This window comes from Pseudidiomarina piscicola (genome assembly GCF_902806985.1).
Taxonomy (GTDB): Bacteria; Pseudomonadota; Gammaproteobacteria; order Enterobacterales; family Alteromonadaceae; genus Pseudidiomarina; species Pseudidiomarina piscicola.
This window is the reverse complement of the sequence record NZ_CADCXY010000002.1, coordinates 40,269-65,208: the sequence shown is the minus strand read 5'-3', so window position 1 is coordinate 65,208 and position 24,940 is coordinate 40,269. Positions and strand designations below refer to the sequence as shown.

Sequence of the window (24,940 nt, the reverse complement as noted above, 5' to 3'; positions counted from 1 at the left end):
CTAAAGAGGAATTTATGGCCCGTAAAACATCGATTGAGCGCTACCGTAATATCGGTATCTGTGCTCACGTAGACGCAGGTAAAACAACCACCACAGAGCGTGTGTTGTTTTACACTGGTCTGTCTCACAAATTAGGTGAGGTACATGACGGTGCAGCAACTACCGACTGGATGGCACAGGAACAAGAGCGTGGTATTACTATTACCTCAGCTGCGGTTACCTGTTTCTGGAAAGGTATGGACCAGCAGTTCCCAGAGCACCGCGTAAATATCATCGATACTCCAGGACACGTTGACTTCACCATCGAAGTAGAACGTTCACTGCGTGTACTTGATGGTGCCGTAGTTGTGCTTTGTGGTTCATCTGGTGTGCAGCCGCAAACTGAAACTGTATGGCGTCAGGCTAACAAGTATGAAGTACCACGTATGGTGTTCGTCAATAAGATGGACCGTGCTGGTGCCGACTACATGCGTGTCGTTGAGCAGCTTAAAACTCGTTTGAACGCGACTGCAGTTCCGATTCATTTGAATATCGGCGCAGAAGACAACTTCAAAGGTGTGGTTGATCTTATCAAAATGAAAGCGATCAACTGGAACGAAGAAGACTCAGGCATGACCTTCACTTATGAAGCCATTCCTGCGGAACTTCAAGATGAAGCTGAAGAGCTTCACAACGAGTTGGTAGAAGCTGCTGCAGAAGCTAATGAAGAGCTGATGAACAAATACCTTGAAGAAGGTGAGTTGTCAGAAGCTGAAATCAAACAAGGTTTACGTGAGCGTACGTTGAACAACGAAATCGTTCTTACCTTGTGTGGCTCTGCATTTAAGAACAAAGGTGTGCAAGCGGTATTGGATGCTGTCATCGAATACTTGCCGTCACCAACCGAAGTAAAAGCAATTCGCGGTATTTTGGACGATGAGTCTGAAGGCGTGCGTAAGTCTGACGATAAAGAACCCTTCTCAGCGTTGGCGTTCAAAATCGCAACGGACCCGTTTGTTGGTACTTTGACGTTCTTGCGCGTTTACTCGGGTGTCGTATCACAAGGTGATACAGTATTTAACCCAGTGAAGAGCAAGCGTGAGCGTATTGGCCGTATGGTTCAGATGCACGCGAACGACCGTCAAGAGATCAAAGAGATCTTGGCTGGTGACATCGCTGCTGCAATCGGTCTGAAAGACGTAACTACCGGTGATACTTTATGTGATCCGAACAACATCATTACCCTCGAGCGGATGGAATTCCCTGAGCCGGTAATCTCTGTTGCTGTAGAACCAAAAACTAAAGCAGACCAAGAAAAAATGGGTATTGCTTTGGGTAAATTGGCTGCAGAAGATCCGTCTTTCCGCGTTAAAACTGACGAAGAATCAGGCCAAACGATCATCTCTGGTATGGGTGAACTTCACCTTGATATCATCGTTGACCGTATGAAGCGTGAATTCAACGTAGAATGTAACGTAGGTAAGCCTCAGGTTGCGTACCGTGAAAGCATCCGCCAAGCGGTGGAAATCGAAGGTAAATTCGTACGTCAATCAGGTGGTCGTGGTCAGTTTGGTCACGTTTGGTTGAAACTTGAGCCAATGGACTTTGATCCTACCGACGACGAAACGCCAAACTACGAGTTCGTCAACGAAATCGTAGGTGGTGTGGTACCGAAGGAATACATTCCAGCGGTTGATAAGGGTATCCAAGAGCAAATGCAGAATGGTGTACTTGCGGGCTACCCAGTACTTGGCGTTAAAGCAACGTTGTATGATGGTTCATACCACGATGTTGACTCTTCTGAAATGGCATTTAAAATTGCCGGTAGCATGGCGTTCAAAAAAGGCGCGTTGCAAGCGAACCCAGCAGTTCTAGAGCCAATGATGAAAGTTGAAGTTGTGACCCCTGAAGAATTCATGGGTGACGTAGTTGGTGACTTGAACCGTCGTCGCGGTATCATCGAAGGCATGGAAGATGCTCCAGGTGATTTGAAAGAAGTTCGCGCGCAAGTTCCATTATCAGAAATGTTCGGTTACGCTACTGACCTGCGTTCGCAGACTCAGGGCCGTGCATCTTATGCAATGGAATTCTTGAAGTACGCTGAAGCACCAAACAACATTGCTGAGCAGGTTATTGCTGCTCGTCAAACTAAAGATTAAGTAGAGTCTGGTCCGGTTCTCTATGGGACCGGACTTTTAACTTAAGTTAAGGAAAAGTCATGTCAAAAGAAAAATTTGAACGTTCGAAACCGCATGTGAACGTCGGTACTATCGGCCACGTTGACCACGGTAAAACTACTCTGACTGCAGCTATCACCACTGTATTGGCTAAAACCTATGGTGGCGCAGCGAAAGACTTCGCAGCAATCGATAACGCTCCAGAAGAAAAAGCGCGTGGTATCACCATCTCTACTTCACACGTAGAGTATGACACTCCTACGCGTCACTACGCACACGTTGACTGCCCAGGACACGCTGACTATGTGAAAAACATGATCACCGGTGCTGCGCAAATGGACGGCGCGATTTTGGTAGTCGCTTCAACTGACGGCCCAATGCCACAAACGCGTGAGCACATCTTGCTTTCACGTCAGGTAGGCGTTCCGTACATCGTTGTCTTCATGAACAAATGTGACATGGTTGACGACGAAGAGTTGTTGGAATTGGTAGAAATGGAAGTACGTGAATTGCTTTCAGAATACGACTTCCCAGGTGACGACTTACCAGTTGTTCAAGGTTCAGCGTTGAAAGCGTTGGAAGGCGAAGAGCAGTGGGAAGCGAAAATCATCGAACTGGCAGAAGCTTTAGATAGCTACATTCCAGAGCCAGAGCGTGATATCGATAAGCCGTTCATCATGCCAATCGAAGACGTATTCTCGATCTCAGGTCGTGGTACCGTTGTAACTGGTCGTGTAGAGCGTGGTATCGTTCGCACAGGTGACGAAGTAGAAATCGTTGGTATCAAAGACACCACCAAGACCATCGTAACTGGTGTTGAAATGTTCCGTAAATTGCTTGACGAAGGTCGTGCAGGCGAGAACATCGGTGCGTTGTTGCGTGGTACTAAGCGTGACGAGATCCAACGTGGCCAAGTATTGGCGAAGCCAGGTTCAATCACTCCGCACACGAAATTCGAAGCGGAAGTATATGTATTGAACAAAGAAGAAGGTGGCCGTCACACGCCATTCTTTAAAGGCTATCGTCCACAGTTCTATTTCCGTACAACTGACGTAACTGGCGCAGTACAGTTACCAGAAGGCGTAGAAATGGTCATGCCAGGCGACAACTTGAAATTTGTTGTTGAACTGATTCACCCAATCGCGATGGACGAAGGTTTACGCTTCGCAATCCGTGAAGGTGGCCGTACAGTAGGCGCAGGCGTAGTTTCTAAGATTATTGACTAATCTAGCTGGCGTTTATTTAAAAAGGGAGCTTCGGCTCCCTTTTTTGATCCTAAAACGAAAGCGATGTTTGCTATTAGATGTTCGCTGTTTGAAAAGACCAAAAATGAAAGCGATGTTTGCTATTAGATGTTCGCTGTTTGAAAAGACCAAAACCGAAAGCGATGTTTGCTATTCGCTGTTCGCTGTTTGAAAAGACCAAAACCGAAAGCGATGTTTGCTATTAGATGTTCGCTGTTTGAAAAGACCAAAAACGAAAGCGATGTTTGATGTTCGATGTTTGCTGTTTGAAAAGACCAAAAACGAAAGCGATGTTTGCTATTAGATGTTCGCTGTTTGAAAAATCAAAAACCAACAGCGCCTTTGCTCTTAGCTTTCAACAAACAGCGAACATCAAACATCCAACATCGCTCTTGCTCTTAGCTTTCAACAAACAGCGAACATCAAACATCCAACATCGCTCTTGCTCTTAATATACACTCAAGCCGAGTTGATTTGCTAAGTTACGAATCATCGCCATTCCCTTCGCCGAGTTCCCAAAGCTATTCAGCGGTGGCGACCACGCCGCAATTACACCGTAATCAGGTACGATGGCAACAATACCTCCGCCGACGCCACTTTTGGCAGGAAGTCCTACGGTAAATGCAAACTGCCCTGATTGGTCGTACATGCCACTGGTACTTAACAAGGCATTGATGCGCTGGGCATCGCGATGAGAGGTGATTTGCTGGCCGCTGTGAGGGCATTTTCCCCGATTTGCAAGGAAAGCTAGGCTACGTGCAAGCTCTTCGGTGGTCATGGTTAGGGCGCATTGCCAGAAGTAGTGGTCTAACACTTCTTCCACATCGGCTTCGATATTACCAAAGCTTTTCATCAGATAGGCTAGGGCGGCATTGCGCGCACCGTGTTCGCGTTCGGAGTCGTGTACTTGGCTATCAACGCATACATTGCCGCTATTACAGAGCCCACGCACCATGCTTAGAACCGCCGACTTACTGGCCGAGTAATGGCTAACCAAGACATCGCTCACCAAAATAGCACCGGCATTGATCATTGGGTTCCGTGGTATTCCGCGTTCCCACTCAAGCTGAACAATAGAGTTAAACGGCTGCCCCGAGGGCTCCATTTGCACCCGTTCCCACAAAGACTCACCGACGCGCTCCATCGCTAGCATTAAGCCAAATATTTTTGAAATGGACTGAATTGAAAATGGGGTATCGGTATCACCCACTGAGGTAACGCGACCATCTAACGTCGCGACCGTAAGGGCGCAATAATCTGGTTTTACTTGGGCAAGCGCCGGAATATAGTCGGCCACCTTACCATCGTGAACAGACTGCGCCTGTTGCAGGATGTCCTGCAACAGGGGCTTAAGGTTGTCTGGGGCATGAATCGGCTGCCCACCGCTAATCACATCATGTGTCATAGCTTCACTTTAGCATAGGCGCGAGGAACCTTGCAGTATGTGAACGATCGCTTTTTGCAATGGTCTCTGGCGTGCCTTCGGTGAGAATTTCACCGCCACCGGCGCCACCCTCAGGGCCTAAATCGACAATCCAGTCAGCGGTTTTAATGACATCGAGGTTGTGTTCGATAATCACCACGGTATTGCCATGGTCACGCAGGCGATGGAGTACCGCCAACAACTGTTGAATATCATGAAAGTGAAGACCCGTGGTCGGCTCGTCTAAAATATAGAGCGTTTTACCGGTGTCACGTTTTGACAGTTCACGGGATAACTTAACCCGCTGGGCTTCACCGCCCGACAAGGTGGTTGCGGACTGCCCTAAACGCACGTAGCTGAGGCCAACATCCATTAGGGTTTGTAATTTACGTGCAATTGCAGGCACAGGGGCAAAGAATTCATGAGCATCTTCGATGGTCATATCGAGTACTTCATGAATGCTTTTGCCTTTGTATTTAATTTCCAAGGTTTCGCGGTTGTAGCGCTTACCTTTACAAATATCACAAGGCACATAAACATCGGGTAAAAAGTGCATTTCTACCTTGATCATCCCATCGCCTTGGCACGCTTCACAGCGGCCACCGCGCACGTTAAAACTAAAGCGGCCCGGCTTGTAACCACGCGAGCGTGCTTCTTCCGTACCTGAAAACAATTCGCGAATAGGCGTGAAAATACCGGTGTAAGTGGCTGGGTTCGAGCGCGGCGTACGGCCGATAGGGCTTTGATCAATATCCACCACTTTATCGAGGTACTGCATGCCATCAATGTCGCTATACGGCGCCGGTTCGATCGCTGTTGCTTTGTTCAGGTCACGATGGGCGATCCGGAATAACGTGTCGTTAATGAGGGTCGACTTACCTGAGCCCGACACACCCGTCACACAGGACATCAAACCGATAGGTAGCTTCAAAGTAACGTCTTTGAGGTTATTCGCGGAGGCGCCACTCAATGTCAGCCATTTGTCGGTGGCTTGATGGCGTTGTTGGGGAATCGCAATTTCCTTACGGCCCGACAGGTAGTCCGCGGTAAGCGAGCGCTCACTTGCGAGGATATCGTCGATGCTGCCTTGGGCGACAATCTCACCTCCATGCACGCCCGCGCCAGGGCCGATATCAATCACATGGTCTGCTGCACGTATAGCGTCTTCATCGTGCTCGACCACAATCACGGTATTGCCAAGGTCGCGCAGCCGCGTCAGTGTATTCAATAAGCGCTCATTGTCGCGTTGATGTAAACCAATGGAGGGTTCATCAAGCACATACATCACACCCACTAAGCCGGCACCAATTTGACTCGCCAGACGAATGCGTTGGGCTTCGCCGCCAGAGAGGGTTTCGGCACTACGCGAGAGGCTTAAATAATTAAGCCCTACGTTGACCAAGAAACCTAGTCGGTCGTTAATTTCTTTCAGGATCTTTTCAGCGATTTGCGCACGTTGGCCATCGAGCTCCAAGCCTTCGAAAAACTCAAGTGCCGCACCGATCGACTGCTCGACCACTTCGGGCAGCGTGGTGTTGTTGACGAAGACGTTACGAGCTTCTTCGCGCAACCGTGCGCCGCCACAGCTTTTACAAGGTTGCGCGGCGAGGTATTTTGAAAGCTCTTCGCGAACCGCGGTCGAGTCGGTTTCCCGGTAGCGACGTTGCATATTGGGAATGATGCCCTCGAACGTATGCTTACGAACTACGCGATCACCACGATCGTTCATATAGCTAAATTCGATTTCTTCACGACCACTACCGTATAGAATGAATTTACGGTGCTCTTCACTCAAGGCGTTGAAGGGCTGGTTAAGATCAAAACCATAGTGCTTCGCCAGCGACTGTAGCATCTGATAATAATAAAAGTTACGTTTGTCCCAGCCTCGAATGGCGCCACCGGTTAAACTTAATTCACCATTATTGATGACGCGTTGCGGGTCAAAAAACTGTTCAATACCTAAACCGTCACAGGAACTACAGGCACCGGCCGGGTTGTTAAACGAGAACAACCGAGGTTCAAGTTCCTGCATGCTGTAGCCACACTGTGGGCATGCAAAGTTGGCCGAGAACACCATGGCTTCGAGCGTGGAGTCTGCATCGAGGGGCGCAGCTATGGCAGTGCCACCGCTTAACTCAAGAGCAGTTTCAAACGACTCAGCTAAACGCAACTCGATGCCTTCACGTACTTTAATACGGTCAACCACAACCTCAATGGTATGCTTTTTTTGTAGCTCCAGTGCGGGTGGATCGCTTAAGTCACATAGCTCCCCGTCAATGCGTGCGCGAATAAAGCCCTGCGCCGCCAGGTTATCAAGTACTTTTGTATGCTCACCTTTACGATCTTGAATGATCGGTGCCAACAGCATCAGCTTTTCACCCTCAGGTAGCTCGAGTACTTGGTCAACCATCTGTGACACAGTTTGTGCAGCCAGTGGTTCATGGTGGACTGGGCAGCGTGGTTCGCCCACGCGGGCAAACATTAAACGCAGGTAATCGTAGATTTCGGTAATGGTACCAACGGTTGAGCGCGGGTTATGCGAGGTCGATTTTTGTTCAATCGAAATCGCTGGAGATAAGCCCTCGATGCTATCCACGTCGGGTTTTTCCATTAACGATAAAAACTGTCTAGCATAGGCCGAAAGCGATTCGACATACCGACGTTGGCCTTCAGCGTAAAGCGTATCAAACGCCAACGACGATTTTCCCGAGCCTGAGAGGCCGGTGATCACGATGAGCTTATCGCGAGGCATTGTCAGCTGCAGATTCTTTAAGTTATGGGTGCGAGCGCCGCGTACTTCAATAAAGTCCATAGTTGTAACCTGTAACTCCGTTGGCGAAAATGAATCGAGTATTATCGCACAGTGACCACCTTCTGGTACAATCACCATCGAATTTTTCTAGCAACGCTGAGAGATAGATGCCTAAGTCTTCGAACGATCAACGTCTTACTACCGTAGAACGCCGTGCATCGGGTGCTTTAGCTGCCGTATTTGGTTTACGGATGCTAGGGCTGTTTTTGATCATGCCGGTGATGGCGATCTATGGAAAAAATTATCCTGACTATACGCCACTTTTAGTGGGGCTGGCGATAGGAGCCTACGGCCTTACGCAAGCGCTACTGCAAATTCCGATGGGGATGTTGTCGGACAAAATAGGCCGACGGCCGGTGATCATCGGCGGACTAGTGGTGTTTATTATCGGTAGCTTAGTCGCTGCTTATGCTGACAGTCTAACCGGCGTTGTGATTGGCCGTGCGTTGCAAGGTATGGGCGCCATCGCCGCAGCGATACTAGCGCTTGCGGCAGACATTACGCGCGACTCTCAGCGGCCAAAAGTAATGGCCATGATCGGTATGTGTATTGGTCTATCGTTTGCCTTAGCATTAGTGCTGGGTCCCTTGCTAGGTCAACATATAGGTTTATCAGGGCTGTTTATTTTTACCGCGGTAAGTGCCGCATTTGGGCTACTGGTATTTGCTTTGGCAATTCCCAAAGTTGAAGTACGGGCTGCGCGTGGTGACTTACTGCCGAACTTGGCCGAGCTAGGGCAAATCGCTAAGCACCCGCAACTGGCACGGCTCAACGGTGGCGTGTTTATCTTGCATTGCTTATTGACTGCCTTCTTTGTGGTAGTCCCGACGCAGTTAGTGCAGGGCGGTCTCGCCAGTGAAAGTCATGCTTGGCTTTACCTACCGACACTCATCGCTTCATTTGCATTTATGATTCCGATGTTGATTGTTGCCGAGAAAAAGCGAAAACAACCGCAATTTTTCCGTGTGGCAATTGTCTGCATTATTGTTGCCGTAGGCATTATCGGATGGGCACAAGGTAGCTGGCTGATTTATAGTTTGGCGATTATCCTCTTTTTTACCGGATTTAACTTTCTTGAAGCCACCTTACCTTCAAGTTTAACCCGCTTCGCGCCTGCTGGGCGCAAAGGCAGTGCCAGTGGCGTCTATGCGACAGCACAATTTGCTGGGGCGTTTGTGGGCGGGCTCGCCGGCGGTAGTTTACTGCAATCCTTTGGTTTGGCCGGCGTTGTTTGGTTTAGCGTTGTGCTGCTCGTCTGTTGGCTAGCGATAAGTATTGGCATGAATCCACCCCCTCAATGGCAAAATGTTAGCTTTAAATTGCGCGAACTAAATTCCGAAGAACAGCAACAGCTGGCAGATGCGTTGGCAACGGCTGAGGGTGTCGAAGAAGTACGAATTGTAGGAAGTGAGAAAACTGCCTATTTAAAAGTTCACAAAACCGATTACAATGAACAAGTGATTACGGCGCTGGTAGCGTCGTACCAATAGATAAGATAGGAGCAGGGCATGGCCAGTCGTGGCATTAATAAAGTTATACTTATCGGCAACTTAGGTGCCGATCCAGAAGTTCGTTATACGCAAAACAATACCGCGATTGCTAACCTGTCGATTGCCACCAGTGAAACGTGGAAAGACAAGCAAACCGGCGAGCCGCGCGAGCAAACCGAGTGGCACCGTTGTGTGGCTTACCGTCGCTTAGCTGAAATTGCGGGTGAGTATCTTAAGAAGGGTTCGAAAGTTTACGTTGAAGGGCGCTTGCAGACGCGTAAGTGGCAAGGTCAGGATGGTGTTGAACGTTACACCACTGAGATCGTTATCAACGAAATGCAAATGCTCGACGGTCGTCCCGGTAGCGGGCAAGGCAACTACGGTGGTGGTCAATACCAGCAGGGTGGGCAACAGCAACAGCCGCAGCGTCAGGCGCAGCCGCAACAAGCCCAGCCACAAGGCCAGCAGCCGATGCAACAGTCGGGCCAGCAGCAACAACGTCAGCAACCAGCGCAACAGCCTGAGCCGCAACCTTTTACGCCAGACCAAGAGTTCGATGACGACATTCCTTTCTAAGGAATACAAAGATAAAAGCGTCACACAAGTTACTAGTCTTAGAATAAACCCTATAATTTATAGGGTTTTTCTTTAGTATCTCTTTAAAACTGCTAAACTAAAGCATAGATAAACTCCTCTAATTCAAAGAGCGATACTCAATGCTTGTTCGGTACCTCCTTGCAGCCGTAGCTATACTCCTCGCTGGCTGCGATCCAGCTCCCCGACCCATGGTTTTAATTAGTAATCCATGGCTGGGTACAGCGCCAATTATCAACACTAGTGTCGTTGCACCGGCAAGCCTGCCAGATAACTTAAAAATCATACGCTTAGTGTCGGACTCAAGCTTATCGCGAATGCTTAGCAACAAGGCGGCGGCAGGGGCGTTTTTGTCGTTAAGTAATGCGCTTAGCCTCAACACCCTTTCGGAAAACAGCTACTGCATTGCCATGATCACCGCCCGCTCAATTGGGGCCGATGCAATTTTGGCGAGACACGATTGGCAGGTGGACTCACAGGACACGATTCGTGTCGGTATGGAAGATAGCCACTTAGCTCGGTACGTTTTAAATCAGTGGTTGCAGCATCACGGCGTGAGCCAAGAACGCATCGAGATACAGGCGCTTCAGCCGCAACAACAAGCAGCTGCTTGGACAGGGCATAAGGTTGATTTAATTGTTACCTATGAGCCTTTTATTGAACCGTTGCGACATCGCGGCGCGAAGGTCATTTTTGACTCGAGCCATCCGACCATGCATGTCACAAATGTACTCTTAGTGGACCGAACACGGTGGCAGCTTTTTGAACCTTTAGTGAGTGATTTCAGAGAGCGCACGTGGCCGCAAACATTAAAGCGTTTAGCCGGCGACGATGCAGACTTTATGCAAGGGCTTCAAAAGCTCAGCAATTATAACTCAGAGCAACTTGCGAAGGCTCTCGATACTATCGAGTTTGTGACCTCCGCTGAACAGCAACAAGCGTTTCGTCAGCTATTGCAGGAAGACATGCCCAAGGCAATTGCCGCTTATGAAGCAACCGGTGCGGCTCAGCAAGCTGCGGTGCTCGGCGCCTGTCCAAACATAGTCGAACAAGCATTATGAGAACACTCTCCTGGTGGCAGCACCTAAGTGTGCAGGTAACAGCATTAGTCGTCGGTGTCCTTACGGTGATGGTCGCCGGGCTTGCTTATTTCCTAATTGAAGCGCAACAGCAAGAAGCTCGTGTTAATGCTGAAATAGAATTGCGTAGTGGGCTGACCGTTGCGCAAGGTTCGTTTAATCGTATGTACTTTTACCAGCGTCAGGTCGCTATCGATGAGTTAATAAGTGAATTGCATGTGCATCCACGCATCAGTAACGCGGCAATTATCACTCCCAGTAAGGAATTGATTGCGGTGTATCAGCCGAACCTTCTTGCGGGCACATTGACGACACTGCTTAACGAAGTAGAGCCCGGGCAACTACAAAAGGCCGCCGAAACGGGGGCTTCGATGATTGTGTTCCATCCACAACATCAGCACTTCGTAGCTATTGTGCCAATTCTTGAGCAATTCACTTTTTCCCAGCAACCAACACCGAATTTATTGATCGCCGAGTATCTGCACGCGCCGGCATGGTACCAATTGAATACGGTGCCTTGGTTACCGTTAGTGTTTATGTTCGTGGCTGTGGTCGGTGCTGGCATTCTGCTCTGGTTTGGGCTTCAACGTTGGGCGGTCATACCGGCAAAACAGTTGCTGGCAGCAATGAATCAGTTTGGTCGCACAGGTGTCGTTGATAGTAAACAGCTACCGATGAGAGTGCCCAATGAGTTTGCCATGCTAGGTTATAAGCTGCGGTTATCAGTGCGAGAACGGCAGCAACGCGAGAACAAGCTTCGGCAATTATCGGCCGCGGTAGAGCAGGCCAGTGAAAGCATTATGATGACCGATTTGGCCGGTAACATAACCTATGTAAACCCGGCCTTTACTGAGGTTACCGGCTATTCCAGTGCTGAAGTGAAGGGCAAGAACCCGCGTCTACTGGCGTCTGGGCGAACCCCAGCGAAAGACTATCAACAGTTATGGCAGTGCTTGCAACAAGGTAAAACTTGGCGCGGCGAGCTTTATAATCGTACCAAAGACGGCAAGGAGTTCCGTGAGTGGGCAACCATCTCTCCCCTGCGCGATCAAAAGGGCCGAGTGACAAAATATCTAGCAAGTAAACTCAATATCACCCAACGGGTTGAGGCAGAGGCCAAGCTTGAATACTTAGCCTACTACAATCCACTTACCGAGTTACCGAATCGAGTGAGTTGCAACCAGCACTTAGCACGACTTTTAGAAAAAGCCGAAGCCAAGCAGTTTGGTATCGTTGCGCTGTTTGACCTTGACGGTTTGCAGCGGTTAAATGATGTTCGCGGTTTTGCCTTTGGTGATCTTGTGTTGAAGGAAACGGCGGACCGCCTACGCCACCAGGGCGTGCAAATTAATAATAGCTATATTGCCAACCTTGATAGCGATAAGTTCGCGCTCGTTTTACCACCGCGCAGAGGTTCTCGGAAAGATCTTTTGCGACAGGCAAAACAGGTGGTCGCTGAAACCTTAGCGATACTTAACGACTCGATGTTAATACAGGGTGAAAAGGTATCGATTACCGCCAGTGCGGGTATTATCGTCTACCCAGAATCGGCCGAGTCAGCGGATACTATTATTCGCCATGCAGAGACAGCTGTGCATACGGCGAAAGCCAATGGTGGTAACCAGACTGCAGTGTACGACGTCAGCTACAGCACAGAGCTTGAGCATCGCTTTGAAATAGAGCGTGAACTGCGCGCCGCTATCGATAGTGGCGACCTAAGGCTCTACCTGCAAGCGCAAATGTCGACCACTGGTAGCTTGCTTGGCGCGGAAGCCTTAATTCGTTGGCAACACCCGGAACGTGGTCTTATTTCACCGGCGGAGTTTATTGGCATTGCAGAGCAGACAGACCTTATTGCCGATATTGGCGACTGGGTTATTAGCCAGGCGTTGATTGAATTGAGCAAGCTACCCGAACCGTTGACCCTTGCTATTAACATTAGCCCGCGGCATTTCCGAAAATATGGTTTTGTCGAACAGGTGGAGCGTCACTTAGCACACTCGGGTGCGGATGCATCACGCTTGATACTTGAAGTTACCGAAAACTTATTTGTTGATAATACCGCTGACATCAAGGACAAAATGCAAGCGTTGCAAAAGCGCGGAGTGGCATTTTCAATCGATGATTTCGGTACCGGTTATTCGTCGTTGGCCTATTTACGAAAACTGCCTTTGCAAGAGCTAAAAATAGACAAAGCTTTTGTGCAAAGCATTGATGACCCAAGCCAACGTGCAATTATTGATTCGATTATTGCGATCGCCACGAACTTAGGTTTTAGAACTGTTGCCGAAGGCGTCGAGACCAAAGCCCAGGCCGATTACCTAGCCGGCAAAGATAAAGCGATGGTGTTACAAGGCTATTTATTTGCAAAGCCGCAGCCAACAGCCGAGTTCCACCAACGCTTCGTGAACAATTTGAATTAGCTAACGTTATGCTCTGCCGCCACTTTGTCGAAGTACTGTAGTGCCTGCTTCGCATAAGCGCGTTTAGCTAAGTAGTCTTGTGGGAAGAAGTTCTTTTTGAAGCCGTAAGCGACCATATCTTTTAAGCGTTTGAGCGGTATATCGGCGACTTGTTGTGCAAGTTCGTATTCGCGTGTCACCGTGGTACGGGAAACCAGTCGGTTATCGGTACAAATGATGGTGGCCAGGCGATGGTCAAACATGTGCTTAAAGTTATGGTTGCTGACATCACCAATCGTCGGGTTTGTCTGCAGGTTACTGGTAATACAGACTTCAACGGCGATGCGACGGTCGGCGATAAACGACGCCAGTTGGCTGGCATAGCTTTGTTTATTTTCGATACTCGGGTCTTGAATCATTTCAGGTGAGAACAGCGAGTAGCCGTGCCCTAAACGGTCGGCATAGCATTGGGTCAAGGCTTCAAAAATACTTTCAGCACCATAGGCTTCACCGGCATGAACGGTTTTTAAGAGGAAGTTTTGGTGGGCATACTCATAAACTTCTTTGAACTCATGGGCTGGATACCCCATCTCTTGACCTGCGATATCGAGCCCAACAATTGGCAAACCTTCTTCGTCACGTAAACGGATACTTGCTCGAATCATTTCCATTGCCGCAATTTTGATAACCTGTTTAGGCTTATGGTCGCGCAAGGTTTGGAACAACTGAGTGTAGTAAGGCGAAAAGCCCTTATTGCCGAACATCCGCATGGCGCAGTTAATAATGCCGTAATCAAAAGGTGGTTTAGCTCCGCTTTGTACGTCTGCTTGGCTATTGTATTCAGCTTTGGCGCGTTGCAGGCCAGCATTGGTGGTGTGCATGACACGGTCAAAGTCGATGCCACGGCTCGGGTCCATCATCAATTGTGGGGCAAAGCGAACCTCAATATAAATAACCCCTTCAGCTAGGTTATCCATTGCCAGCTCGTACGCTGCTTGCTCTAGGTTTTCCATATCGCGCAGCACCGCGCAGGTATACTGAAAGCCATTTAGGTATTCGCCAAGGTCATTGTAACTTTCTTTAAATACCAGATCGTAAAGACCATCGACCGTATAAGAAGGAAGCTCGATACCACTACGCTTTGCCATTTCAATTAAACCATCTGGGCGCAGGCTGCCGTCTAAATGTAGATGTAAATCAGCTTTTGGGATGGCTTTCAAAAACTCATGGCTATAGCGTTGGGTCATCGTAATTCCTCCTATTAATTTGTCATAGAATAGCAAATTTCGGCTTTGCATTCAGCGCTTAAACTCAGTATAAATCGGAAGCATGTAGATAGACCGAGCGAAAACTTATTTATGGCATCACTTTATTACAGCTATTCGGCAATGAATGCAGGTAAAAGCACCTCGTTACTGCAAGTCGCGCATAACTATGAAGAGCGTGATCAGCGCGTGCTATTGTTGACACCAGCTATTGACGACCGCGCGGGTAAGGGGCGTATCGCATCGCGTTTGGGTATCGACCGTGGCGCCCTTGCTTTTACCAGCAGCACTGATCTTGCGGCGTTAATTGAAGCCCGTCATGCACAACAACAAATTGACTGCGTGCTGATTGATGAAGCTCAGTTTCTTACCGAGTCGCAAGTGTGGCAGTTGACCGACGTGGTTGACCGCGTAGGTATACCGGTGATGTGTTACGGCATTCGTACCGATGCCTTTGGTCAGGCGTTTCCCGGCAGTGCCGTGTTGTTAGCGGTGGCGGATAAAGTCAACGAAATGAAAACCATTTGTTTTTGTGGCCGCAAAGCAACCATGAACCTACGTATTGATGAAAAAGGTGATGCGGTGAAAGTCGGCGAGCAGATCGCCATAGGTGGAAATGATCGTTATATCTCATGCTGCCGTAGACACTGGAAGGAAAAACTAGGGCTGTTAAAAGTACAAAATTAATTGTTTGTGCTGTCGTCTGCTATGCTTAAGAGGTAAGTCAAACTCAGGAGGTATTATGAGTTCCGTGCCAGTGCCAGAAAATGAAAGCGCTCGCCTACAACTTTTGTATGAACTCGACCTTCTAGACACTCAAGCTGACCCATTGTTTGATCGAATTACCGGGTTGGTGAAAGAGCTTTTGGATGCAGACGTTGCCGTGATCTCGCTGATTGATAAAGAACGTCAGTGGTTTAAGGCAAAAGTCGGGTTCGATGTTGCAGAGACGCCGCGTGAAGAATCGTTTTGTACGCATGTTGTGGCGAGTGGCGACACCATGCATATCGATAATGCGCTCGAAGATGTGCGATTCTCTAGCAACCCCCATGTTGTATCCGAAGGTGGTATTCGCTCTTATGCAGGCGCGCCGATTACGTTATTTGACGATCACCACCTAGGAACGCTGTGTGTGATCTCTCAGCACCCGAACAAATTCTCTAATACCCAACTACGTTATCTTGAAACCCTTGCCCACTGGTTATCGGAAACTATTGCCGACCGTTATGCTATCGACAACTATCAAGCCGAGCGGGACGTCTTAGCCCATGGCCCTGTTTGCGCCGTGGTTTGGCGTGTTGAACCTCATGTGCACCTGAGTTATGTGGCGGAAAATGCCGCACGGGTGCTAGGTTATTCAAGCGATTACTTATTGCGTGAAGACACCCACTTCGAGTCAATTGTGCATCCCGAAGAGCGTGATGAGTTGTTGCAGCGCATGCAAAACGTATTGGACGGTAAGCAAGAGGTGTTAGAGATGGACTATCGCGTCATCCAGCCAGGGCAAAGTGATGCAGATGCGCAGTGGATTCAGCACTACGCTCGCGCTGATCGCGACAGCGCAGGAAACATAGTCCGAGTACGTGGTTATTTATTAAATGACAGTAAAGGCAAGCGCATGGAGATGGCGCTACGCGAAGCTAATCAAAATTTTGAGTTAGCGCTCGCGGCTGGAGAGTTCTTCACATGGTCGTGGGACATGCTTGCTGATGAGTTGCACGTAAGCCATCCATGGTCGTTAATCGCAGGTTACAGTGCCGATGAAGAGCAGCAGTTAAACTGGCGTGAAGTGATACCTGCCGAAGACCTTTCCTACGTGCAGCAGCGTATGCGAGAGCACGCCACAGGGCATACCAAGCGCTTTGATGTGCGCTTTCGGGTGAAGCACAAACACGGACATTACGTATGGTTGCACAGTGTTGGCCGTATCATCGCGCGCGATGAAATGGGTCAGGCCACCAAAATAGCAGGTGTGCACCATGATATTTCACGGCAAGTGGCCGATGAAAAACTATTGGCGCAGCAAACCGAGCTGCTTGAATTAGTGTCTCATGTGCAACACAGTTTCATGTTGAGTAAGAGCTTCACTGAGGTGTGCGACCATGCCTTGCCGAAGCTCATGGCGATGACCGCGAGCCATGTCGGCTTCGTGGGCGAACTTCCTGCTCAATCGCAGCACCGTAATCTATTGCGGGTGCATGGCATTCGCTTAGGTACCGCACAACACGAAAGTGAATCGGTCAAACGCCTTGGTCAACAGCGGCTGGAAGTTGAAGCCAAAGGCCAGCTTTTGCAATCGGTGTTGACCGCCGGAGAGCCAAAGTTTCATCACCAGCGCCTAAAGCCAGAGGACTTATCGCTGGCTCCGCTTACGCTGCCACCGCTGAATAACGCGTTAATTATGCCCCTTTACTTTCGCCGCGAGGTGGTTGGGTTAATGATTTTAGCGAATGCCGATGGCGGCTTCAGTCAGCGCTACTTGGGGTTGCTTCGGCCTATGTTAGATACGTTTGGTACGCTTATGCATATGCGTCGCATGGACGAAGAGCGCCAACAAGCCGTTGAAACACTGCGCAAACTCGCAACCACCGACGAACTGACTGGGTTGGCCAACCGCCGAGTGTTCTGGGAGGCCGCCCAGCAACGTTTCGATGAATTTATGCGGTACCAAGTACCGATGACCATCGCAATTATTGATCTTGATCACTTCAAACAGGTGAATGACACTTTTGGTCATGGCGCAGGCGACGATGTTTTGCGAGAGTTTTGTCGACGCACCCAAGCTCAGTTACGTGACATGGACTTATTTGGCCGCTTAGGTGGTGAGGAGTTTGCCATATTATTTGCCCACACCGCGGTGGACGATGCGATCCAAGCGTTAGAGCGGGTGCGTAAGGCTATCGCGGCAGAACCGGTGAGTGTCGAGGGTGAAGAGATAGCTGTGACCATAAGTGCCGGTATGGCACAGTTACGGCAATCGGATAATAAACTGGATCAGTGGATGGCTCGAGCCGACGAAGCGCTTTATCAAGCCAAAGAGCAAGGGCGTAACCAATGTGTAGCTGTATCTGAAAACGAGAGCGGTTATACTAAGTTGAACTAACATGAATGTTGAATAAGAGGTAGTCATGCAGCAGTTTTCTCTTCCGCGCCCAGACGATTGGCACTTACACCTTCGAGATGGTGAGCTTCTGGCCACCACCGTTCCGGCCACCGCAAAAGTATTTGGTCGCGCTGTGATTATGCCGAATTTGGTACCGCCGGTAACCACAACTGCGCAAGCGCACGACTATCGCCAACGTATTTTAGCCGAGATTCCTAAAAACACTGAGTTCGAACCGTTGATGGCACTCTATCTGACTCAACAAACCACTGTAGAGATGATTGAGCAAGCGGCGGCGGACGATACCATTATTGGGTTTAAACTGTATCCATCGGGGGCAACGACGAACTCAGATGCAGGGGTGACCGACATTGAAGCACTGGATGACGTATTCGCAGCGATGGCGAAGCATCAAGTTCCGCTGCTCGTTCACGGCGAAGTAACGGCTGCAGATATTGACATTTTTGATCGTGAAAAGGTGTTTATTGACACCAAGTTACGTCCGTTGCTGGCGCGTCACCCCAAACTAAAATTAGTTCTTGAGCATATTACCACCGGTGATGCCGTCGACTTTGTCGAGAGTATGGGGCCTAGCGTGGCAGCCACTATTACGCCGCAGCATTTGTTGATGAACCGTAACGACCTTTTGGTGGGCGGCGTACGACCGCACAATTACTGTTTACCGATTTTAAAGCGTCGCGAGCACCAGTTGCGCTTGCAACAAGCAGCCGTATCAGGCAGCCCAAAGTTCTTCTTAGGAACCGACTCTGCGCCCCACGCGCAATCGAAGAAAGAAGCAGCTTGCGGCTGTGCGGGTTGTTATTCTGCCCCCGCGGCATTGCCGTTGTACGCCGAGTTTTTCGATCGCATGCAAGCCTTAGATAAACTAACGGATTTCGCGAGTCACTTTGGTGCGGATTTTTACGGGTATCCACGGGCGCAAGAACGAGTAACCCTAAAAGCGACTGAGTGGCAGGTACCCAGTACCGTTGAAACGGCCGTGGGGCCAATGGTGCCGTATTGGGCAAATGAAAAGCTGAAATGGCAAATTGTCGACTAATACAAAAATAAAACATTACAACACTACATATAGCAGTGCTTGTTTTTCAGCGTAAAAGTGTCAAACTTACGTTAACTAAATGCCCTTAGACTTTAATAAAAATTATAAAATAATCAGGGACAGAGAATTGCTTAAATTTTTACGTGCGCGCAAATCAAACCCGTTTCTCGTGACTTTTGCATTACGCAAAAGTGCGGTGCACTTGGTTGTGGTTGAGCCTCATGATGACGCCGAACCGAGTCTCGTTATCTCTGACGAGTGCGCCGTTGAAAACAATGATTTTGCTGCAGCCATTTTGCAGTTGGCACAACAGTATTCACGCTATTGTCGAAATCACCCAAGGGTCGCCTTAGTGCTAGGCGAAGGCCTTTATCAAAGTGTCGCCCTTGACCGGCCAAACCTTCCTGAGGAAGAAATCGGCTCAAGCCTGCGCTACAACCTTCGTGATTTAATTGAGTATGAGCCTGAAGATTGTATTGCCGATTACTACGAACCCCCGGTGCAATTGCCAGGGCAAGATAAAATAACGGCCATCGCCGCCCGTAAAAGCTTTCTCGAGCAGACACTAAAAGCCATCCACGATATTTCTGATACCGTCAGCGCAGTTTTCGCTGAGGAACAAGCCATTGCCGAAATGTTTAAAGAGCTGCCAGACCCAACCGTGGTGGTGTATCAGCAACAGCTTCAGGCTGCCATGTTGCAGGTCTACCGCGAAGGAAGTCTGCAGGTAAACCGTTCGGTGCGCTCCCTCGAAAAAATGAGTGAACTTAGTCTAGAAGAGGTGCGCATGGGTGGGCTTCAGCCTTTGAGTGTTGAAATACAACGCTCAGCGGACTACTTCGAGCGGCAACTACGGCAGCGCCCCGTGACCGGTGTGGTGTTGGCAATGGCGTTGGTTAAACATGATGACGTGTTGGCAAAGCTGCATGAAGATTTAGGCCTTGATGCCTCCTGGGCAACCTATCCGGCGTGGGCACAAGAGCTTGGCGCGGGCGATTACAGCGACTTCGCCGCCTTAGGCGGTGCCTTACTAACGCTCAAAGTTACGGAGGACAGTGAATGAAAAAATTTGCCAACCTCTATCTCGACGAGCTAAAGCCAAGTACCGACAAACTTACCTTAAGATTTTTTGCCAGTATTGCCGGCTCACTATTACTGATCGTGCTGCTTGCATCCTTGGCTTTGACACTGATTTCCGGGCAGCAAAAAGATGATTTTGTCGCGAGCGTTGAACAGGCGAATCAATTAGAAAATCAATTACGCCAACGACAAACGCTCTTGCAGCAAGCTTTAAACGATAGCACGCTCAACGAAGAGCTCGACACCTTACAGCAGCAACTTATGCTACGCCAACGCTTATGGGGACAAATGAAAACCTTAACTGGGCGCAATAGCGTGGACTTTTCTCAGTTGTTGGTTGATCTTTCCGCGGCCGACAAGGCGGACATTTGGTTACACCGTATAGTTATTGAAAATGATGCCCTTACCCTAAAAGGGCAAACCTTAAAGCCACAGTTGCTGCCTGCATGGCTAGCCGACTTCAGCCGTTATCAAACACTCAAAGATAGACCCTTTGGGGTTTTCGAGTTGCGTGATGAAGGCGCACGAGGGCTGTACTTTACGGTTGGCCATCTACACCACAGCAGCACCTCGAACGTAAGTGCTGGGGGCGGGTACCAATGAAACAGTGGCAGCAACTACAACTTCGCTTCAACGAAATGCCTATGGGTCGGCGTAAATTTTGGGTGGTCTTAACCTTAATATTTATACTTTACCTCGGCGTGTGGGTCGTGTTGCTACCGAGTTGGCAGACGTATAAAACAGAACAAACACAACTCACTCAACAGCAGTCGCGCGTGGCGCTTTTGCAGCAACAAATTGAAGCCGTAGACTTACGACTAGCTGGTGATCCTAAAGCGCCGCTGCGCAATAAGTTGGCTGACTTGCGCGAGCGCTTAGGTGAGCTAAATCAACGGTTACAGTCTGAAACCAACTATGTCAGCGCAGCAGATAACCGCGAATTACTAAAAGCACTCCTTGGTCATGCCAGTGCGCTCGAGGTGCAGTCGGCACAAGCCTTACCCGCCGAGCGCGTGTACGGCGACGGTGAGGCCACCGCAGGAGCGATTTATAAGCATCGCCTGCAGTTAGTCGTTCGTGGTAGTTATAACGAGATACATAATTATTTTGAACGCTTAGAACATTTGCCTTGGTCGTTTTATTGGCAGCGGATGGACTATGAAGTGAGTGCTCACCCAGAAGCCGAGGTGCTGTTGGAGATTTATACACTGAGCCTGGAGCGTGATTATGTGGCAAGTTAACATTTGGCTGCTCATAGTTGGTATGGCCGTAGGCACCGCGTCGGCGCAGCAGCTTAACGACCCGACGGCGCCGCCACAAAGCCAGCAGCCATCATCCATCCAAGTGCAGCGTACAGACTTAAAGCTAACCGCCATACAGCAACAGGCGTCAACAATGGTTGCTTACATTAACGGTAAGCGTGTTATAGAAGGCGAACGGCTTCCGCCTTACACCATAACGACCATTAAGATGGACCATGTCGTGGTTCGTCATGCAAATACCGGCAACGAATTTAAATTATCACTTTATACGCAGAGTTCTTTTTTAAGCGATTCTACGGCGGGTGCAGGGGGACAGAACGAATGAGGACAGCCATTCTAATTGCAGCGACATTACTCGTCACTGCGTGTGCGCATCAACCCGAGCGTAAACCAGTAGAGGCGCACCAAGCGTTAAAGCAAGGTGCGACGACTCAAGACTCAAAGCGACCACCGCTACCAGACTCGGTGCGCGCAAACTTGCGCCCTTCGGCAATGGAAGCGAACCAAGCGAGCGAACAATTACTTAGCGAGCCGCGCTTCTCAGTAAATGCCAATGGTATTGACGCCGCCGATTTTTTTGCTGGCTTGGCGGCAGATTCACCCTATAACATCGTTGTTCACCCGCAGGTGAGTGGCACTATTACCCTCAGTCTAAAAGAAGTGACGTTAAGCGAAACACTCGAAGTGATTAGCGATATCTACGGTTATGACATTAAACGCCAAAACCGCATGATCCGAGTTTTCCCTGCCGGACTTCGTACGGAAACCATTGCCCTCGATTACCTAGCGCTACAACGCATGGGCTTGTCGCAAACCAGTGTCAGCTCCGGCGGTGTCAAAGACAACGACCAGCAAAATGGTATGTACGGTGGAGCGGGTAACCTAAATAATGCAGGGCTTGGCAATCAAGGTGGCTTAGGTGGCCAGGGGAACCAATCGAATCGTGGTGCAAGCGGGCTTAATAGCGGCATGCAAACCAACGGTTCTTCGATTTCCACGCAATCGGAAACCGATTTATGGGGCGATCTTAAAGAAATAGTGCAGGGCGTGGTAGGTGAAGGCGAGGGGCGAAGGGTCGTGGTATCACCGCAAGCCGGTTTGATCACGGTTACCGCATTCCCTAGTGAACTGCGCGCTGCGCGAGAATTTTTGGCGTCGGCACAACAGCGCTTGCAGCGCCAGGTGATCCTTGAAGCACGAATTGTCGAGGTCGCATTAAACGATAACTATCAGCAAGGCATTAACTGGAGCGATCTCTTTAGCCTAGGCAATGCTAATGGCAGTATCGGCTTCTCAGGTGGCAGTGTAAGCGGCAGTAATGGCGTGTTTGGTATGTCGTTAGATGTCGGCGATTTCTCTGGCGTACTGAACTTATTGCAAGACCAGGGCAACGTGCAAGTTCTATCGAACCCACGTGTCAGTGCCAGTAATAATCAAAAAGCAGTGATTAAAATTGGCGAAGACGAATACTTCGTCACCGATGTATCCACCACCACCGTGACTGGCACGGCAACCACATCGACACCTAATATTGAGTTAACGCCATTCTTTTCAGGTATTTCACTCGATATAACACCGCAAATTAGCGACAACGGCGAAGTCATTTTGCATGTCCATCCTTCCGTTGTTGAAACCACAGAACAAAATAAAACCGTTACCTTAAACGAAGAGTCTTTTGTGCTACCGCTGGCGCAAAGCAACATTCGTGAAAGCGACACCATCGTACGAGCGCGTAATGGTGAAATAGTGGTACTCGGTGGCTTAATGCAAACAAGTTATACCGATCAAGAATCAAAAGCTCCGCTACTTGGCGATATTCCGCTACTCGGTAATTTGTTCAAAAACACCCGTCGTTCGGAACAAAAGAAAGAACTGGTGATTTTAATTCGCCCTGTCGTGGTCGGTGTGGACACTTGGCAGCAAGAGCTCGAGCGCTCGAGCGACCTGTTGAAACGCTGGTATAACGATTAAGCAACTGCGAGTAGTAACATCATTATGTATCAAGCGCATTACGGACTAACAGAACTGCCTTTTACTTTGACCCCGAATACCAGTTTTTACTGTGAACTCGAGGGCCATCGTTCGGCATTTGAGGTGTTAGTGACTGCGCTAGAAGCTGGCGAAGGCTTTATCAAAGTGGTGGGTGAGGTTGGCACTGGCAAAACCTTGCTATGCCGCAAATTGTTGAACGAACTGCCCGAGCAGTACGTTACTGCTTATATCCCCAACCCTTATCTGACGCCCAGCGAAATGCGGGCGCATATTGCTCGTGAGCTTCAAGTTGAAGCTCCGGAAGAGCAAAGTGAGCAGTTACTTACGCAAGCCATTCAAGAACGCCTCGTGGCCATCAGTCGGGCCAATCAAATGGCGGTGATAGTGGTGGATGAAGCCCAAGCGCTGCCGGCCGAAAGCCTTGAAGCGCTGCGTTTAATTTCTAATTTGGAAACTGAAACGCGCAAGCTCTTGCATATTGTCTTGTTTGGTCAGCCAGAGTTAGACGAACGCTTGGCGACGCGAGAGCACCGGCAACTACGGCAACGCATTACCTTCAGCTATAACTTGCAAACCATGACCGTTGCAGAGGTTGCTCGCTACGTGTCTCACCGCCTGTATATCGCCGGTTACCACGGCGCGCCAATGTTTTCGAGTCGAGTGGTTAAAATGATTCATCAAGCCAGCCGCGGCGTACCGCGACTAGTCAATGTGTTGTGTCATAAGTTATTGATGCTGTGTTACGGCGAAGGCTGCTACGAAATTAAGCCGCGACATGTACGTTTTGCGGTTGCGGACACTGAAGATGTGACTTTGCCACGTAGAACAGGGCTCTGGTGGGGGCTAGCTGGCGCGGTGAGTTTGGCGGCGTTAGGAGTGTGGACTTGGCAGCAAGGCTGGCTCGCGGAGTACCTGCTATGAGTGTCATTAATCGTATGCTTAAAGACCTTGACCAACGCCAACAGCAACCGCGCAAGCAAGGCGCTGCCCCAGCCGCAGCGAGTCCTTCAGGATTCCCTTGGGGACGCATACTTGGTGGCGTAGGTGTCAGTGCACTGGTGGTGATTGCCATTGTGTTGGTGTATCAAAGCGACTTTATGGCTGCGCCGGACCAAGAAGCAGTGACAAGCCAGCAAACTGTTAAGGTGAGCGAGCCATTGCCGCAACCTACAGCAGCCCCAGCAACGCAAGTAGCGACTGAACAAGTGCCAAGCCCCGTCGCGGTTCAGCCTCAGCAAAAGCTCGCGCCACAACCCGTCGCCCCGTCGACAGAGCCAAAACCAAAGCCAGAGCCAACGCCAGAGCCAAAGCCAGAACCAACGCCAGAAGCAACACCTGCGGCTGGGTCAACTGAGCCCGCAAACAACTCTGGCTCGATGGAAGTCACCGCGGTGCAGCTAAGCGCCGAAGAGTTAGCCGAAGTGAAACTCAAACAGGCCCGCGAGGCCATGCAAAAAGGCGAACGTGAGCGAGCCGGAAGCCTATTCGAGCAGGTCATTGCACTGGCTCCAAAACATATTGATGCGCGCAGTGAACTCGCCGCCTATTGGTATGGCCGTGGTCGCGTCAATGCGGCTGTTGCGGTGTTGCAAGAAGGCCTACAGCAGATACCTCAGCAACCGCGTTGGTTGGCGCTTTATAGTCGCATTTTGCTGGAAAACGCGGCCTACACCGAAATACTAACGGCATTGGCAACGATACCTGTGCAAACGCCAGAAACAGTTGACTTGCTGCAAGTGCGTGCCACCGCAGCAAATGAACTTGGACGCTATGCGCAAGCGGGCGCAGACTATCAGCAACTTGCCAAGCTCACGCAACAAGGGCGTTGGTGGTTAGCCGCCGCGGTTGCCTACGAAGATGCACAACAACCTGACGCAGCGCGTATGAGTTATCAGCGCGCGTTACAAGACCCAAATTTATCCGCAGAAGCGAGAAATTACGCGACCCAACGGCACGATGCTTTAGGAGGCCAATAAGT

19 protein-coding genes are annotated in these 24,940 nt (G+C 49.7%); 16 read left to right on the top strand and 3 right to left on the bottom strand.

Annotated elements, in window-relative coordinates:
- Positions 1–14: 14 nt before the first annotated feature.
- Entirely contained in the window at positions 15–2,138 is a 2,124-nt protein-coding gene (gene fusA / locus PSI9734_RS05105) for an elongation factor G (RefSeq protein ID WP_173920054.1), read from the top strand.
- A gap of 59 nt (positions 2,139–2,197) precedes the next feature.
- Entirely contained in the window at positions 2,198–3,382 is a 1,185-nt protein-coding gene (gene tuf, locus PSI9734_RS05100; RefSeq protein WP_173920053.1) for an elongation factor Tu, read from the top strand.
- Positions 3,383–3,848: 466 nt separating this feature from the next.
- Here the strand turns inward: tuf and glsB are convergent, their stop codons facing one another.
- Both glsB and uvrA read right to left on the bottom strand, forming a co-directional pair.
- Complete coding sequence (gene glsB, locus PSI9734_RS05095) at positions 3,849–4,805, bottom strand: glutaminase B (RefSeq protein ID WP_173920052.1); 957 nt, start codon at positions 4,803–4,805, stop codon at positions 3,849–3,851.
- A 4-nt stretch (positions 4,806–4,809) separates the two neighbouring features.
- A complete protein-coding gene (gene uvrA / locus PSI9734_RS05090; protein ID WP_173920367.1) occupies positions 4,810–7,635 on the bottom strand; it encodes an excinuclease ABC subunit UvrA in 2,826 nt (941 codons plus the stop codon).
- A gap of 107 nt (positions 7,636–7,742) precedes the next feature.
- On the opposite strand from uvrA, the gene PSI9734_RS05085 reads away from it, so the two are divergent.
- From PSI9734_RS05085 to PSI9734_RS05070, 4 genes are all read left to right on the top strand, one after another.
- Complete coding sequence (locus PSI9734_RS05085; RefSeq protein WP_173920051.1) at positions 7,743–9,125, top strand: MFS transporter; 1,383 nt, start codon at positions 7,743–7,745, stop codon at positions 9,123–9,125.
- 18 nt (positions 9,126–9,143) lie between these two features.
- Positions 9,144–9,701: a single-stranded DNA-binding protein gene (gene ssb, locus PSI9734_RS05080; RefSeq protein ID WP_173920050.1), complete on the top strand. Its 558-nt coding sequence runs from the start codon at positions 9,144–9,146 to the stop codon at positions 9,699–9,701.
- A gap of 209 nt (positions 9,702–9,910) precedes the next feature.
- The gene (locus PSI9734_RS05075; RefSeq protein ID WP_173920049.1) at positions 9,911–10,780 is read left to right on the top strand and encodes a substrate-binding domain-containing protein; all 870 of its coding nucleotides are present in this window, start codon (positions 9,911–9,913) and stop codon (positions 10,778–10,780) included.
- Entirely contained in the window at positions 10,777–13,221 is a 2,445-nt protein-coding gene (locus tag PSI9734_RS05070) for a putative bifunctional diguanylate cyclase/phosphodiesterase (protein WP_173920048.1), read from the top strand. The genes PSI9734_RS05075 and PSI9734_RS05070 overlap by 4 nt, the downstream gene beginning before the upstream one ends.
- Here PSI9734_RS05070 and PSI9734_RS05065 read toward each other — a convergent pair.
- Positions 13,218–14,447: an adenosine deaminase family protein gene (locus PSI9734_RS05065; protein WP_173920047.1), complete on the bottom strand. Its 1,230-nt coding sequence runs from the start codon at positions 14,445–14,447 to the stop codon at positions 13,218–13,220. The genes PSI9734_RS05070 and PSI9734_RS05065 overlap by 4 nt on opposite strands.
- Before the next feature lie 111 nt (positions 14,448–14,558).
- Between PSI9734_RS05065 and PSI9734_RS05060 the strand changes: the two genes are divergently transcribed.
- From PSI9734_RS05060 to PSI9734_RS05015, 10 genes are all read left to right on the top strand, one after another.
- Positions 14,559–15,152 (top strand): thymidine kinase, encoded by a 594-nt coding sequence (locus PSI9734_RS05060; RefSeq protein ID WP_173920046.1) that lies wholly within the window; start codon positions 14,559–14,561, stop codon positions 15,150–15,152.
- Between the two features lie 55 nt (positions 15,153–15,207).
- Entirely contained in the window at positions 15,208–17,568 is a 2,361-nt protein-coding gene (locus tag PSI9734_RS05055) for a sensor domain-containing diguanylate cyclase (RefSeq protein ID WP_173920045.1), read from the top strand.
- Between the two features lie 25 nt (positions 17,569–17,593).
- A complete protein-coding gene (pyrC, locus tag PSI9734_RS05050; protein WP_173920044.1) occupies positions 17,594–18,628 on the top strand; it encodes a dihydroorotase in 1,035 nt (344 codons plus the stop codon).
- Positions 18,629–18,755: 127 nt separating this feature from the next.
- Complete coding sequence (locus tag PSI9734_RS05045; RefSeq protein WP_173920043.1) at positions 18,756–19,691, top strand: hypothetical protein; 936 nt, start codon at positions 18,756–18,758, stop codon at positions 19,689–19,691.
- Positions 19,688–20,311, top strand: a complete 624-nt coding sequence (locus tag PSI9734_RS05040) for a hypothetical protein (RefSeq protein ID WP_173920042.1) — start codon at positions 19,688–19,690, stop codon at positions 20,309–20,311. The genes PSI9734_RS05045 and PSI9734_RS05040 overlap by 4 nt, the downstream gene beginning before the upstream one ends.
- Positions 20,308–20,949: a hypothetical protein gene (locus PSI9734_RS05035; RefSeq protein ID WP_173920041.1), complete on the top strand. Its 642-nt coding sequence runs from the start codon at positions 20,308–20,310 to the stop codon at positions 20,947–20,949. Before PSI9734_RS05040 ends, PSI9734_RS05035 begins: the two co-directional genes overlap by 4 nt.
- The gene (locus PSI9734_RS05030) at positions 20,936–21,295 is read left to right on the top strand and encodes a hypothetical protein (protein WP_173920040.1); all 360 of its coding nucleotides are present in this window, start codon (positions 20,936–20,938) and stop codon (positions 21,293–21,295) included. The genes PSI9734_RS05035 and PSI9734_RS05030 overlap by 14 nt, the downstream gene beginning before the upstream one ends.
- The gene (gene mshL, locus PSI9734_RS05025; protein ID WP_173920039.1) at positions 21,292–22,941 is read left to right on the top strand and encodes a pilus (MSHA type) biogenesis protein MshL; all 1,650 of its coding nucleotides are present in this window, start codon (positions 21,292–21,294) and stop codon (positions 22,939–22,941) included. The genes PSI9734_RS05030 and mshL overlap by 4 nt, the downstream gene beginning before the upstream one ends.
- 24 nt (positions 22,942–22,965) lie before the next feature.
- Positions 22,966–23,883 carry an ExeA family protein gene (locus PSI9734_RS05020; RefSeq protein WP_173920038.1) on the top strand — a complete coding sequence of 306 codons (918 nt, stop codon included), beginning with the start codon at positions 22,966–22,968 and terminating at the stop codon, positions 23,881–23,883.
- Positions 23,880–24,938, top strand: a complete 1,059-nt coding sequence (locus tag PSI9734_RS05015) for a tetratricopeptide repeat protein (protein WP_173920037.1) — start codon at positions 23,880–23,882, stop codon at positions 24,936–24,938. The genes PSI9734_RS05020 and PSI9734_RS05015 overlap by 4 nt, the downstream gene beginning before the upstream one ends.
- Positions 24,939–24,940: the final 2 nt, after the last annotated feature.